Source organism: Ottowia sp. oral taxon 894 (genome assembly GCF_001262075.1).
GTDB classification, from domain to species: Bacteria; Pseudomonadota; Gammaproteobacteria; order Burkholderiales; family Burkholderiaceae_C; genus Ottowia; species Ottowia massiliensis.
Genome location: NZ_CP012073.1, coordinates 1656798 through 1669827, shown reverse-complemented (window position 1 = coordinate 1669827; position 13030 = coordinate 1656798). Strand labels below are relative to the sequence as shown.

General features: G+C 62.4%; 21 protein-coding genes. 9 read left to right on the top strand and 12 right to left on the bottom strand.

What is annotated here, in order from left to right; genetic code table 11:
• Positions 1 to 35: 35 nt before the first annotated feature.
• The 10 genes from ADJ79_RS07260 to ADJ79_RS07225 all read right to left on the bottom strand — a co-directional run bounded on the left by ADJ79_RS07260 (position 36) and on the right by ADJ79_RS07225 (position 3361).
• The gene (locus ADJ79_RS07260) at positions 36 to 341 is read right to left on the bottom strand and encodes a hypothetical protein (protein ID WP_156304079.1); all 306 of its coding nucleotides are present in this window, start codon (positions 339 to 341) and stop codon (positions 36 to 38) included.
• Entirely contained in the window at positions 338 to 616 is a 279-nt protein-coding gene (locus tag ADJ79_RS14225; RefSeq protein ID WP_156304078.1) for a hypothetical protein, read from the bottom strand. The genes ADJ79_RS07260 and ADJ79_RS14225 overlap by 4 nt, the downstream gene beginning before the upstream one ends.
• Positions 606 to 1334 carry a hypothetical protein gene (locus ADJ79_RS07255; RefSeq protein ID WP_050715408.1) on the bottom strand — a complete coding sequence of 243 codons (729 nt, stop codon included), beginning with the start codon at positions 1332 to 1334 and terminating at the stop codon, positions 606 to 608. Before ADJ79_RS07255 ends, ADJ79_RS14225 begins: the two co-directional genes overlap by 11 nt.
• Positions 1335 to 1378: 44 nt before the next feature.
• A complete protein-coding gene (locus ADJ79_RS07250; RefSeq protein ID WP_172674042.1) occupies positions 1379 to 1564 on the bottom strand; it encodes a hypothetical protein in 186 nt (61 codons plus the stop codon).
• Between the two features lie 11 nt (positions 1565 to 1575).
• Positions 1576 to 1863, bottom strand: a complete 288-nt coding sequence (locus ADJ79_RS13160; RefSeq protein ID WP_082203178.1) for an AlpA family transcriptional regulator — start codon at positions 1861 to 1863, stop codon at positions 1576 to 1578.
• Positions 1860 to 2258, bottom strand: coding sequence for a hypothetical protein (locus tag ADJ79_RS07245; protein WP_156304077.1), 399 nt, complete (start codon positions 2256 to 2258; stop codon positions 1860 to 1862). The genes ADJ79_RS13160 and ADJ79_RS07245 overlap by 4 nt, the downstream gene beginning before the upstream one ends.
• Before the next feature lie 110 nt (positions 2259 to 2368).
• Positions 2369 to 2614: a hypothetical protein gene (locus ADJ79_RS07240; protein ID WP_050715405.1), complete on the bottom strand. Its 246-nt coding sequence runs from the start codon at positions 2612 to 2614 to the stop codon at positions 2369 to 2371.
• Positions 2611 to 2880: a hypothetical protein gene (locus ADJ79_RS07235; protein WP_050715404.1), complete on the bottom strand. Its 270-nt coding sequence runs from the start codon at positions 2878 to 2880 to the stop codon at positions 2611 to 2613. The genes ADJ79_RS07240 and ADJ79_RS07235 overlap by 4 nt, the downstream gene beginning before the upstream one ends.
• Positions 2877 to 3116 (bottom strand): hypothetical protein, encoded by a 240-nt coding sequence (locus ADJ79_RS07230; RefSeq protein ID WP_050715403.1) that lies wholly within the window; start codon positions 3114 to 3116, stop codon positions 2877 to 2879. Before ADJ79_RS07230 ends, ADJ79_RS07235 begins: the two co-directional genes overlap by 4 nt.
• On the bottom strand, positions 3113 to 3361 hold the full coding sequence (locus ADJ79_RS07225; RefSeq protein ID WP_050715402.1) for a hypothetical protein: 249 nt from the start codon (positions 3359 to 3361) through the stop codon (positions 3113 to 3115). The genes ADJ79_RS07230 and ADJ79_RS07225 overlap by 4 nt, the downstream gene beginning before the upstream one ends.
• 176 nt (positions 3362 to 3537) lie before the next feature.
• On the opposite strand from ADJ79_RS07225, the gene ADJ79_RS07220 reads away from it, so the two are divergent.
• A complete protein-coding gene (locus ADJ79_RS07220) occupies positions 3538 to 3831 on the top strand; it encodes a hypothetical protein (RefSeq protein WP_050715401.1) in 294 nt (97 codons plus the stop codon).
• 59 nt (positions 3832 to 3890) lie between these two features.
• On the opposite strand, the gene ADJ79_RS07215 is transcribed toward ADJ79_RS07220, so the two are convergent.
• Positions 3891 to 4256: a hypothetical protein gene (locus ADJ79_RS07215; protein ID WP_156304076.1), complete on the bottom strand. Its 366-nt coding sequence runs from the start codon at positions 4254 to 4256 to the stop codon at positions 3891 to 3893.
• A gap of 141 nt (positions 4257 to 4397) precedes the next feature.
• Between ADJ79_RS07215 and ADJ79_RS07210 the strand changes: the two genes are divergently transcribed.
• From ADJ79_RS07210 to ADJ79_RS07195, 4 genes are all read left to right on the top strand, one after another.
• Complete coding sequence (locus ADJ79_RS07210) at positions 4398 to 4625, top strand: YdaS family helix-turn-helix protein (RefSeq protein WP_253273798.1); 228 nt, start codon at positions 4398 to 4400, stop codon at positions 4623 to 4625.
• A gap of 4 nt (positions 4626 to 4629) precedes the next feature.
• A complete protein-coding gene (locus tag ADJ79_RS07205) occupies positions 4630 to 4920 on the top strand; it encodes a hypothetical protein (protein ID WP_050715398.1) in 291 nt (96 codons plus the stop codon).
• Positions 4921 to 5001: 81 nt separating this feature from the next.
• Complete coding sequence (locus tag ADJ79_RS07200) at positions 5002 to 5238, top strand: DUF3310 domain-containing protein (protein WP_050715397.1); 237 nt, start codon at positions 5002 to 5004, stop codon at positions 5236 to 5238.
• Positions 5239 to 5625: 387 nt separating this feature from the next.
• Positions 5626 to 8310 (top strand): VapE domain-containing protein, encoded by a 2685-nt coding sequence (locus tag ADJ79_RS07195; RefSeq protein WP_050715396.1) that lies wholly within the window; start codon positions 5626 to 5628, stop codon positions 8308 to 8310.
• 46 nt (positions 8311 to 8356) lie between these two features.
• Here the strand turns inward: ADJ79_RS07195 and ADJ79_RS14220 are convergent, their stop codons facing one another.
• Positions 8357 to 8935, bottom strand: coding sequence for a hypothetical protein (locus ADJ79_RS14220; RefSeq protein ID WP_156304075.1), 579 nt, complete (start codon positions 8933 to 8935; stop codon positions 8357 to 8359).
• Positions 8936 to 9084: 149 nt separating this feature from the next.
• Here ADJ79_RS14220 and ADJ79_RS07185 point away from each other — a divergent pair, with 149 nt between their 5' ends.
• The 4 genes from ADJ79_RS07185 (at position 9085) to ADJ79_RS07170 (ending at position 13026) form a co-directional block, all read left to right on the top strand.
• On the top strand, positions 9085 to 9639 hold the full coding sequence (locus ADJ79_RS07185) for a phage tail protein (protein ID WP_050715394.1): 555 nt from the start codon (positions 9085 to 9087) through the stop codon (positions 9637 to 9639).
• A gap of 90 nt (positions 9640 to 9729) precedes the next feature.
• A complete protein-coding gene (locus ADJ79_RS07180; protein WP_050715393.1) occupies positions 9730 to 10398 on the top strand; it encodes a hypothetical protein in 669 nt (222 codons plus the stop codon).
• Positions 10385 to 10951 (top strand): hypothetical protein, encoded by a 567-nt coding sequence (locus ADJ79_RS15205; protein WP_050715392.1) that lies wholly within the window; start codon positions 10385 to 10387, stop codon positions 10949 to 10951. The genes ADJ79_RS07180 and ADJ79_RS15205 overlap by 14 nt, the downstream gene beginning before the upstream one ends.
• Positions 10948 to 13026, top strand: a complete 2079-nt coding sequence (locus ADJ79_RS07170; protein WP_050715391.1) for a phage terminase large subunit family protein — start codon at positions 10948 to 10950, stop codon at positions 13024 to 13026. The genes ADJ79_RS15205 and ADJ79_RS07170 overlap by 4 nt, the downstream gene beginning before the upstream one ends.
• The last annotated feature ends 4 nt before the right edge of the window (positions 13027 to 13030 follow it).

The following is a 13030-nucleotide window of genomic DNA, read 5'->3' as shown; positions in this document are numbered from 1 at the left end:
CCGGCTGCCGCAACAAGGGTCAAGCACTGGCGGCGTCATTGCAAGTCCTTGGCGTCAATGACGATACCTTCGCCGCACGGCAGGCCGTTGAAATCCTTCATGGTAAATTTCGCATGCGGCAAATCGGTTTTTATGCGCCAGCAATCGCGGTCGTCGTTCCATTTGAGTGTTGCCAAATACGCCTTTTCGAGGCCATTGAACCATTCCCGCGCCTCCTCAAGGGTGGGCAGGTCATAAACAACTAGCAGTCCGCTGTCTTTTGCATTGGCTATTATCATCTCCAGTTGTTCAGCGTAGTCTGCTTTGCTGCTAAGCATTTGGGCAAATTCTTCTTTTGTCATTTCTTATCCTTTTTCTTCTGCTCCATCGCCTGCATGGCATCAATTTCATCAGCCGCTGTAAGCAACATGCGGGCCACGTCTCGCATTTCGGGGGCTTTCATGCGCTGCTCGAATTGCGCAAAAGCATTTTCCATCATGCATCCAATACCCAAAATACCAGCTTCTTTTGTGACGGTGCACCGAATCATTCCTAAAGTGAAATCCTTCTTCCCGTCTGGAAATGCGGCAAAGTAACCAGGCATTGGCTTATATTCAAAAACGCGCTTATTTGTCATTTGTATTTTCCTTGCCGAATACATCCATAATCAACCGGTGAAACGCCCTGTATCGAGCCAAATCTTGCGGGCTGTTCTGGTGCGTTTTTTCAATTGCGGCGGCAAATTCCGCCAGCGAGCCGGAAAAACAGCCGCAATTGACGCGCACGCCCAGCTCCGCATCCCGGTGCGCCGTGGTAAAGCGGCGGCTGGAGGCAGACGGGCCAACATATATCCAGTCCGCGCTGTCGCAGATGACCGCGTCACCGCCAACCCATGCGCGGTTGTAGACATGCGCGGCGCTGTAGACACGCGCGTCGTCGTAGATACGCGCTCTGTTGTAGACCCATGCGTCATCGTAGACACGCGCGTTGTCGCAGACCAGCGCGTAGTCGCTGACCCATGCGTTGTCGAAGACCTGCGCCTTGCCGGAGACCTGCACGTGGTCGAAGACCTTCGCCTTGCCGTAGACCTGCGCGTAGTCGAAGACCTTCGCCTTGCCGTAGACCTGCGCGTAGTCGAAGACCTTCGCCTTGCCGTAGACCTGCGCGTTGAGGAATATCCATGCGTGGCTTTTTTGGGGCAAATTCTCTTCGTGCTCTACGTAGCCGCCAAAATCTCCAGCCTGGACGCCATATTGAGGCATATTCACCAGCGCGCGGATTCGGCGCAATATGCGCCCATCAACCTTTATTTCGGAGTTTGGCACGAATTCCCAGCGCTTTGATTGCTTCGTCATTCTCAACCTCTCTTTAAAACTTGCCGGATACACAAATATCCACTTCATTCCGGCACCGTGTTTCTCATTAACACGTTCACCAGATGCACATAATCCCCGCTTCTGGCTTCTTCAATAACGCGGTCTATATCTGCTTGCGTGACCCCCTGTTGCTGGGCTGCCTTGCGAAAAGCGCCCAGCATGGCAAATGCGTTGTCTTTTACGCCGACCCAATCCATTTTGACTTCCATCATCTATCCTTCTATTCATTAATCGTTTTACCCGCTGATTCATTTAGCGCAGCGCAGCGGGGCCGTGGCTTGGCCGCGCCGGTATTGGGTGGCGGCAAAAAACTGGACACCGGCCTGCTTTCCAGCCACGCATCCAGCTCGCGCACCAGCCAGCCTGTGCGCCGACCTGAAAGCACGCGCGGCTTCGGAAAATCAGCCTGCTCGCGCGTCAGCTTTTCCAGCGTTGATTCAGATAAGGACAAATACCTAGCTGCCGCCGAGCGATCCAGGCAAGCTGGCCGTGTCGTCACCACGCTCATGCCGCCGCCTCCTCTGCAACGTCTTGGGCGTGGCCTTCTGGCTGGCTGGCGTTGTAGATTTCCGGCCCGGCCACGTCGCTCAATTGCACCGTGCCGTTTTTGATGCGCAGCTCAATGCCTTCGGCCCACGGCTGCATGCGCAGCGCCAGCCGGGCGTTGTCAATCAACAGCTTTTCGGCCAGGTGCAATGACCGCTCAATCGCGGGCGTCAGCGCCGCATCCCAGCGCGCCCCCGCGTGAGCGGCTTGCACAATGCCACGCAAAGTGCCGTGCAACTGCTTCATGCGCGCGCTGCCAAATTCGATTTCGCTCGCCATGGCCAGCCCCCAGCCCACATAAAAACCCATCAGCGCCAGCTGATCGCGTGCCGCCTCGCCATGTGGCGTCATATACATGCCAATGGCTAAATGGGTAATTCCACTTAGTAGTCTCTGATGGGCGTAAAACTTGACCACCGGGCTGGTAACCGGGCGCGGCCTGTACGTTTTTGTGCGTTTGGCCTTTTTCATAGCGGCTCCTTGCTGGCGCGAGCGCGCCGCGCTTTGGCGCACGCCTCAGCAAATGCCTTTTTGAAAGCGCGCCCGGCTTCGCTGAAGAACGGATACGGGCAGGCCGCTTCCAGGCTCATGCCCGCCTGCGCCGCGTCGCGCGCCGTGCTTTCCACTTCGGCGCGCGTCACCGTTACCACTGCGCCGTTCCACATCGTGCCCACGTGCAAGCGCTCGGGGGCGGGGCTTTCGGCGGCGTTCATGGCAGGCTCTCCGCAAGAGCCTGCAAATGCTCCATGCGCAGCCTCAGCGCCCGCGCCACCGCCTCGCCGCTTCCGGCGTGCACCGTCAGCACCACCACGGCCAGCGCATCCAGCAGGCATGCCACGGCCTCGCCGGCCGGCATATCTGCCAGCGCCGCCAGCGCGCCTTCCAGCCCTTGCGCCAGCCGCTCCGCATTCATGTGCGGGGCGGCCAGCGTTGCCAGCGGCGCTTGCGCTGCCAAAGCCATCCATTGCTCCAGCTTCATGGCGCGCTCCTTGCGGCCCAGGCCACATCCTGCGCGCGCTCGGCCAGGCGGCGCGCTTGCGCCTCCTGCGCCGCCTGGCGCTCCGCATCCAGCGCCTGCGCCCGCTCAATGGCGTCGCGCACGCTCGCCTGCGTGGCGGCGTCCAGCGCGGCATCGTCCTGCACGCCCAGCCAGCTGGTCAGCGTGCAAAAAGCCAGCGCCAGCGCCACGCCCAACAGCCAGTCCGCGCGGCTCATTGGGCGGCTCCCCTGGCGGCCTCGCCGCGCCAGAAAGCGGCAAGCCCGTCGTGGTGGGCTGTGGCGTGGTGCAAGGCGCTGAAAAGCGCCACCCGCAGCGCGTCATCTGCGGGGGCGTCGGCTTGCTCCAAGGCGGAGCAGGCAGCGCTGTAATAAGCTGCTGCCTCCCGCTCATATTTTTCAAGCGCATCGGGCGCGGCGCTCGATGGCAGGGCGGGGAAGGGGGGGATGGTGGTGTTGGGCATATGGCCTCCTTGTTGCGACACCCCCGATATTAGGCTATGCCTACTTAATAGTCAAGCATCTGCCTAATTATTTTTGCGGCTCCCACCTTGTGTCTCTCCAACGAGACAAGCGCATAAGTTACGATTGCAAACTTTTGAAAGGGAAGGCCATGCGTTTTTGTGCTCGCAGCTTGATCATGGTTGGTGTATCTGCCTGTGGTGCGTCCTGGGCCGCAGACGCCACGCCAGCGCAACAAACTTACGCGCAAAACCTAATCAAACAGGAAGAAAAAGTGCTTGACGCCTACTGGAAAACAGCCAAGTGGCTGTACATCGGCGTCTACAACGATGGCACGCGCCGCGATGGCTACGCCGCCTACATTTGCACGAGCGCCAAAGCTCAGGGCGCTGAGATGGTAAAAATCATCGACATCGTGCAACTTAAGCGCACGGGCAAGTGGGTCGAGCTGGGCCGCGCCATGTGCAAATAAGCGCCTCAGCGCTGTTCTCCCCCGCCGCCCCGTGTTGTAAGGGGATGACTTTTGCCAGCTTACGCGGCGGCTTGGCGGTGGGCTTGCGACTGGATCAGCAGCGCCTGCACCAGTCCCTCCACCTGTCCGCGCTCATATTCGTCCAGGCGCTCGTAATCAGCGGGGGAAACCCGGCGGAACGGCCAAGCAGGATGTGCATGCAACGCCAGCGTCTTGCTCTCGGCCGCCGAATGATCCAGAGGGGCGGGTATATCAAACCACCAATGCAAGTCCCGCCCCGACCACTGCACCAGGGTTGCGTAGTGGTCTTTTGACACGCGCCCGGACTCAATCCACTGCCGGGCTGACGGCACCGACACGCCAAAAACGTTGGCCAGCGCCTTGTAATCACCTTCCATTCCCTTGAGAGCCAAGATGGTGTTCATCTTGACTCCAAAGGCGTTTTGCGTCTTGATGGGTTGTTTGGGTCTAGGCATTGCCTAAATATCGCCGCGCAACCTTACTTAGGCAACATGCTACGTAGTAAGGTTAAGCCTTATAATGGCCGAATGACCTTCTCAGAAGCAATGAACCACCATCGCGCGCCCCGCCTGAGCTACATCGCCAAGCTGCTGGGCGTGCACGTCGTCACAGTCCATCAGTGGCGTACAGGCAAGCGTCCCGTTCCCGTGCGTCATTGCGCACAAATCGAAAAAATTTTTGAAGGCACGCTCACGCGCAAAGACCTGCGGCCCGATGACTGGCAACTCATCTGGCCCGAACTGGCCCAGCAAGACCCGGCGTCCAAATCTTGAGCGCATGCCTGCTCCCGCGCCCTCCATCCGCCAGGCCCTGCTCGCCGCCGCCGCTGATCTGGCCGCGTGCGGGCAAGGCGCAACCCTGCGCGAAATGGCCGCCTGTGCGCAAGTGCATCCGCATCAGGCCCGCTGGGCCGTGCGCGATCTGCGCCGGGGCGGCCATCTGCGCATCGTGGGCGAGCGGCGCGTGGCCTGGCGCAACCGCCCCGTCGCCGAATACCTGCCGGCCGCCCTCGCTGGCGGTCCCGCGAGCGATCTGATGGACGTCATCAGCCGCTGGCGTTCCACCTGACCCAAAGCCGTTATGTTTTTCAGACACACCCCCGCGCAGTACCCGTTTCACGGTCATGTTGAGCAGAGCGCCGAGCCTGCCATGCCTTCTCCTGCCAGCGCCCGCCAGGTGGGGGGCACGCATTACAAAGACATGGCTGTCCAGCCGTGGGACGCCATGCAATCGTGGATGAGTCCAGAGGCTTTTGATGGCTACTTGCGCGCTTGCGCCATCAAGTACTTGGCCCGGTGCGACGCCAAAGGCGGGCTGGAAGACCTGAAAAAAGCCAGGCACTACCTGGACAAACTCATCGAAGTGCGTGAGCGCGCCAATGCGTGACCTGGCCTTCCCGGCAGTTGTCAAAGTTTGCTTGACAACTGCTATAATTTCGGCGTTCTCGCGCAAAAAACGCGGGGCCGGGTGTCGCAGCCCGCAAGCATGGGCGGCTCAGGCCGCAATGAACCACCGCAGTTCTTGCGGCCTTGTCGTTTTTCGCGCCTCCAGTTTTTGGCGGCCCGGATGGGAGGGCGCAAGCCCTGCCGGTTTTGGCCTCCGCCTGTGCACCGGTCTGCGAACCCGTCCGGGCTGCCACCCAAACCCCGTTTCGCAGCGGCCGTGGCAGTTTTCGCAACTGCACAGGAGGCCGCTGATGGCATCTTCCATTTTTTACCTGCCTGATCATTTCCGTGGCGTCGCGGAAATGATCCCGGCACAAGGCGGCTGCAAATGACCGGCAGCCAACTTCCCCCCATCGACTTCAAGGGCCTGAACGAGGCCCTTTTGCGCCAAGCCGAGACGCTGCTACCCCAGTGGCTGTCAGGCGGCCAGCGGGTCGGGCGCGAATACACATGCGCCAGCCTCTCCGGCGGCGCAGGCCACAGCTGCTCCGTCAATCTGAGCAATGGCCGCTGGGCCGATTTCGCCACAGACGTGCGCGGCGGCGACCTGATCAGCCTGTACGCGGCCATCCATGACATCGCGGACGGGGCAGCCGCCCTGGAGCTGGCCCGCGCCTACGGTCTCGAAGACGTAGCGGGGGTGCGCCGCGCCAGCGGGGCCATGCCCGCCCCGCGCCCAGCGCCCAAACCGGCCCCGGCCCCGGCCCCGCCGAAGCAAGCGGCTCCGCGTGAAGGCTGGCGCACCCTCATGCCCGTGCCCGCCGGGGCCGTGCGGCCTACTTTTTTGCACCAGCACCGCGTCAAGGCGGACATCACGCACACCGCCCGCTACGAGCGCGATGGCGCGCTTTTCGGCTACGTCGTGCGTTTCCGCACCGGCGACGGCGGCAAAGACGTGCTGCCTTGCACCTTTTGCCAGAGCGACGCAGACTCATCCATGGGCTGGCGTTGGCGGCAGTTTGACGAGCCGCGCCCCCTTTACTTACCCGGCTTGTTGTCTCCAGCTGACGGCCAAACGGTCGTCATCGTCGAGGGGGAAAAAAAGGCCGACGCATTACAAAACCTGCTCACAGCCGCCCGCCCCGGCGTGTACTGCGTCGCCAGCTGGCCCGGCGGCTGCAAAGCATGGAATCGTGCCGACTGGTCATGGCTGGCCGGGCGGGATGTGCTGCTGTGGCCGGATTGCGACGCCAAGCGCGCCCCCTTGACCGCTGCCGAGCGCAAAGCCTGCGCGGGCGATGCCGCCGCCGAAAGCGCCGCCAAAGCCGCCAAGCCCCTGCTGCCGCCTGAAAAACAGCCCGGCACCCAGGCCATGTTGGCTATTGGCCATGAGCTGACGGACAAACACGCTTGCCGCGTGCAAATCCTGCCCATCCCCGCCCCAGGCGACGTCAAAGACGGCTGGGACTGCGGCGACGCCATCGAGACCGACGGCTGGACCGCCGCCCGCGTGCTGGACTTTTTCGCTCAGGCCCAGCCTCTGCCCCCCGCGCCCGGACCTGGCCTCGCCGCGCCCCCCACGGGCGGCGGCGCAGCAAGCAATCCCCCCCAGCGCCCCGCTGGCGCGAGCCAGCCTAAGGCGTCCAGCGGCCCTACGCAAGATTGGCTCGCCCCGTTTTGGGACGCGGACAAATGCCGCTGGCACGTCTCCCGCAAGCTTGTCATCAAGGCCCTGCGCCACGATCCGGCGCTGGCGGGTGTGCTGGGATACAACGAGCTAGCCAATGGCATCGAGGCCCGCCGCGCCTGGCCCTGGGCCAATGGAGAGGCCGGCCCCATAAAAGGACACACTGATCTCGCCCTCGGTCAATACCTGACCGACGCCTACGGTCTGCCATCCATCGCCCGCACCGCGCTCGCTGAGGGTATCGAGACAGTCGCGCAGGAGCAACGCTTCCACCCCATCCGAGAGTGGCTATCCAGCCTGGAGTGGGACGGCAAAAACCGAATCGACAAGTGGCTGATCCACGTGCTCGGCCACCGCCCGGACGAACTCCAGCCAGCCATGCACGAATACCTGCGGCAAGTGGGTCGCTTCTGGGTTCTTGGCATGGTTTACCGGGTCATGCAACCCGGCTGCAAGTTTGACTACTGCCCGGTGCTTGAGGGGCCAGGCGGTATGGGCAAATCCACGCTGGTTGAAACCCTCGCGACCACCGCTTTTTTCAGCGACACACACTTTGATGTGGGTAAAGGCAAAGACGGGCAGGAGCAAGTGCAGGGCTTGTGGAGCTACGAAATCGCCGAGCTGGCGAATTTCAACAAGAGCGACATCGCGCTCATCAAAGCCTTTATTACGGCCAAAGTCGATCGCTACCGTCCGGCCTACGGGCGCGTGCTCGAAAGCTACCCGCGCCAATGCGTCATGGTCGGCACCACCAACGAGCGCACCTACTTGCGAGACCGCACCGGCAACCGGCGCTTTTGGCCTGTGCCTGTGCGCCAGCGGGTCGATAACACCTGGCTCAGCAAATACCGTGGCCTGCTTTTCGCAGAAGCTTACGCGCTCTACCAGCGCGGCGAGTCCTACACGCCAACGCCCGCCGATGAAGAGCGCTTGTTCAAGCCCATGCAGGACAGCCGCCTCATCGAGACGGCCGTGCAATCCGACCTCATGCGGCTGCTGACTCGCCAGCCCATCGGCGCGGCCAGCGACGAGCAAGTCAATTGCTACAGCGCCTGCGTCACCATGAGCGATCTCGTGCGCGCCATGGGGGCGGATGCCGCCAAGTCAAATGCCGGGCTGGAAGCCCAAATCCGTGCGTTTATGGAGCATGAAGGCTGGGACTACACCCGCCGCCGCATCGGCGGCGTGCGCATGATGTGCTACGTGCGCCCGCCGAACTGGCCGCCGCAAGACGCGGACGAGCCGCCCATGGATGCGCCGCTGGCAGCCCATGAGCCGTCCGCCGCCGCGCCAACGCCCCCTGCCCCTGTAGTCAGCGGCAGCGGGGCTTCGCAGCCGCATGAGAGCGCTGACGTCGTCATCGGAGACGTGAATGCGCCCTTCTAAACCCTATTCCCACTTCTACGGAGCCGCCCTGTGCGCCGGGCGTGGCCTATGCCGCGCCCGCGCCGCAAAAGCTCCGTTTGCCAGGCCAGGCAGGAGGCGCGATTCGCAGCCCGGTCTCGTTCAGTCGCGGCATGAACGCCGCGCCTGCTGGCAAACGGCAGCCGGGAACCGGGCGGGAGCCGCCATGTAAGCGCCCGCCTGTCCAGCTGTCCACGCTGTCCAGCCTTTTTACATAGAGGTCTTGCAGCTCCCCTACAGCCCATTTCCGGGGTTGCAGCTGCTGCATTGCCTGTTTCAGGGCGGTTTGCTGGATCAGCCGGACTGCATCTGCACCGCAAAGCGCGGGCAGGCGGGCGCGGCGGCGCGCCCAGGCGCTCGCGCGCGCGGGCATCCGCCCATTTTTCATGACCTCTATACAAAAAGGATGGACACAGTGGACAAAGGACAAGCCAAGGCAAGCAAGCAAGAAATTGAGGCCGCCATCGCCACCATCAAAAACAAAATGCCGCAAACATACGCCGCCATTCATGAGCGGGCCAAAAAAAGCGGCAATCAGGTATTCGGCTGGGTTCGGCGCGGCATAGGTGGAGAGGCCAATTGCTTCTGGGCCTGCGAAAACGGCCACGTCGTCGGCACACCTTTTTCAGCCTTCATTTCTGCCGATGTCGCCCAGCTCATCGTCCAGTTTCTGCCCCGCAGCCTCATTCTTTTGCCAGTCGATGCGGGCGCAAAAACAGCTTCACCCACATAGGACTGTTTCGGCAAAGTTTCAGCATGCGCATCCACGTCACCGAAAACTTCGATCAGATCGCCCGCCAGCTGGCAGCCATGGGGGGCAACGTATTCGAGCGCGCGGCGGCCAGCGCCATGAACAAAACCGTCGCCAAGGCAAAAACCGCCATGAAGCGCGAAATTCGCGCCGAATTCAACATCCCCGCCAGCACGGTCGAAAAATCCCTGCGCATCCGCCGCGCTTATTTCCGCTCGGGAACGGTGAATCTGGAAGCCTCGCTCGAATCGCCCACGCAAAACGGCCGCGCCATGAACGTCATTCACTTCGGCGCGCGCCAAACCAAAAAAGGCGTCTCCGTCCGCATCCGCAAAGCAGGCGGGCGCTCCGTCATTTCACACGCCTTCATTGCCAATGGCGGCCGCACCGTTTTCGCCCGCGTCGGCCAATCGCGCCTGCCCATCAAGCCTGTGCGCACCATTGCCGTCGCGCAAATGTTCAATGCCCGCCGCGTGCGCGGCAAAGTCGAACAAATGGTTCGCGCCGAATTCCCGGTCGAATTCAAACGCGCCGCCGAATACTTCTCCGCCCGCCATTAACTTCACGGTTCCTTTCCAGCCATAGAAAATACGGGGGCGAAACGAGCGCGAAATCGCTCTAGTAAATAGCCTTTTGATTTACTTGACAAAATGCTTGACATTCCAGGCGCTGATTTGTTTTCAGACTTCGATCCTGAAGAAGTTGCGGCCATTCACGCTCAATATGTCAGCGAGCGCGAAGCTGATGGACAAGCGCGTGCCATTCGCAGGCAGTCACGCCACCAAATGCGCCGCGCCAAGGCCCAGGCGCACCTGGCCGAACTCCTGCCTGCCCGCTTCATGCCAGGTGAGAGTTGGCATGTCATCAGTCATGGCGACATTGACGCCCAATCTTATTTTCAGCATGCAATCAATGGCGTTGAATATTTTGATTTTGTCCTTATTTCCACTTGGTGTATTTGTAAAGACAACCTATTGGCCCTTGAATCTTGGCTGGATGCCGGGAAAATAGACCGCCTTTCATTATTGATGGGCGAAATCTTTCCAAGCCGTTACGGGGATGAATATGAATTCTCCCTGCGTTTGCAAAAAGATTACGGAGTCCAGTTTGTCGTCGCTCGCAATCACAGCAAAATAACGTTAGCCGCCAATTACGCAGAGAAATATTTTCTGGTTATCGAATCCAGCGCGAATTCAAATGCCAATCCACGCATTGAACAAACAGTGATTCACACCGATCAGGCGCTTTACGATTTTTATCTGGAGTTTTTCAGTGGCATCCGCAGCATCGACCGCGACAGCGCCCGTGCGCCCCGCTGAACTGGCCCGCCGTCTGGGCGTCAGCCGCCAGGCCGTCTCCGACCTCGTCCGGCGCGGCATCCTCACGCCTGACGCCAATGGCCGCATCGACGAAGCCGCCGCGCGTGCCGCCATCCTGTCCAGCGTCCACCCCACATCCAAAACCGTGCAAGCCGCCCAGGCCAGCGCCCCTGCCCCCATCGCCCCTGTTGCCGCTGCTCCTGCGCCTGCGCCTGCTGCCGCCCCCCAGCCCGAAGCCGCCGCCACCAATTACCACGTCGCCAAAACCATGCGCGAAGCGGCAGAGGCCCACATCGCGCGCCTGAAGCTGGCCGAAATGCGCGGCGAACTCATCCGCACCGACGCCGTGCGCGCCGTCATGTCCAACATCTTTGCCACCACGCGCGAAGCCGTGCTGCAAATGCCCGCCCGCCTGGCCCCCCTGTTGGCCGCCGAATCCGACCCCGCCGCCGTGCAAAACCTGCTGCATGCCGAACTGCACGCCGCCCTCGAATCCCTCGCCAATTCCCCGGCGGCCATCGAACACCTGGCCGCCGAACCCGCCCAGGCATGAGCATGCAAACCGCCGCCACCCGTCTTGACATCGAGCGCGCCCAGCAAATGGCCGCCGAAATCATGCGCCGCTTCCTGGCCCCCCCGCCCAACGTCTCGGTCGATGAATGGGCGGGCCGCTACCGGCACATCGCCAAAGGCCCCGAGCGCGGCCTCTGGCGCAACGAGCGAACGCCCTACCTGGTCGAACCCATGCGAGCCGCCAGTGCTTACAGCCCCTACGAGCGCGTCGTCCTGTGGTTCGCCACGCAGATGGGCAAGTCCGAATGCCTCTACAACAGCATCTTGCAGCGCATCCACACCGATCCGCAAGACATGATGATGGTGCAACCCACCCTGCAAGACGCTCAAGACCACAGCCAGCAGCGCTTTTTGCCCACCATCATCCAGACCCCCGCCCTGGATGGCCTTGTTTCCATCCGCCGCAGCCGCGACGAAACCGCCAGCTGGCGCAGCCGGTCGATTCAGGGCGGCTTCGCCCTCTTTTTCGGCGGGGCCAACAGCGCTGCATCCCTGGCATCCAAGCCCATCGGCTTTGCCGTGGCCGACGAAGTCGATAAATGGCCGGCCGACGTCGACAACGAAGGCCCTCCCCTGGGCCTGCTCGAAGAGCGCATGAGCAACTTCGCCCGCCGCAAGCTGCTCATCGCCAGCACCTGCACCATCAAAGGGCAATCCCTGATCGAGGCCGAATACCTCGCCAGCGACCGCCGCCGCTACCACGTCCCCTGCCCGCATTGCGGCGAATACCAAGTGCTGGAGTGGGGCGCAAAAACCCCCTGGGGCCTGAAGTGGCTCAAAAGCCCCAGCGGCCAGGCCCGCCCCGAAACCGCCCACTACGTTTGCCGCCATTGCGGCGCGGCCATCGAAGAGTGGCAAAAAGACACCATGCTGCAAGAAGGCCGCTGGATAGCCGACGCCCCCGGCGCGGGCATGGGCAAGCGAGCGGGCTTTTGGCTCAACAAGCTCTACAGCCCCCTCGGATGGAAATCATGGGCCTCACTGGTCGAAGAGTGGGAACAGGCCCTGGCCGAACAGCGCAAGGGCAACACCGCTCCCCTCAAAAAATTCAAAAACTCATCGCTCGCCGAAACGTGGGAAGAAGAAGGCAGCGGCGCAGACGGCAAAAGCCTGGCCGCCCGCGCTGAAGACTACCCCCTGGGGGCCGTCCCAAGGGGTGGCCTCATGCTCACCATGGGCGTCGATACACAGCCCGACCGGCTCGAAGCCCGCGTCTGGGCCTGGGGCCGGGGGGAAGAATCATGGCTGGTCGACCGCCACATCATCTACGGTGACCCCAATCTTGACGAAGGCACCGAAGGCAGCCCATGGACGCGCCTGACCGAAATCCGCGCAACCCCATTGCTGACACCAGGCGGCGCGCAAATGCTCATCGAAGCCACCTGCATCGACTCCGGCGGCCACAACACCCACGCCGTTTACGCCTACTGCCGCAACCACGCGCATGGCAACGTGCTTGCCATCAAAGGCGCAAGCACTTACGGCCGCCCCGTCATCGGCTCGCCCCGCCACATCGACGTCAACTGGCGCGGCAAAACCATTGCGCGCGGCGTCAAGCTCTGGCAGATCGGCACCGACACCGCCAAGCACCTGCTGCACGGCCGCATGCGCATTGACCGCGTCGGCCCCGGCTATGTCCACGTCCCCAAATCGCTCGTGCCCACCGACGAATTCGAGCAAATGACCGCCGCGCGCCTGCTGCCCGCCACCGTCAATGGGCGCGCCGTCATGCGCTGGATCACCCCCGCAGGCAAGCGCGAAGAGGCGGGCGACGCCTTCGTCTACGCCTACGCCGCCGCCTGCTGGCTCGGTATCCAGACCCTGCGCGAAGGCGGCTGGGCGCGGCGCGAAGCCCGCTACGGCCCCGCTACCGGCGGCCTGTTTGACGAGCCGTCCCCTGCACCGGCTCCCACTGCCCCCATGCCTGCATCCGCGCCTGGCGACGCCCCGCCAGCCGCCGCCCCGGCTGTCGCGGCTACGGCGGCCGCCCGCCCGGCGGACCAAAACGCGCCTGCCACCCCCCCCAGCCTCGCCTGGCTCATCAACCCATCATGAACGC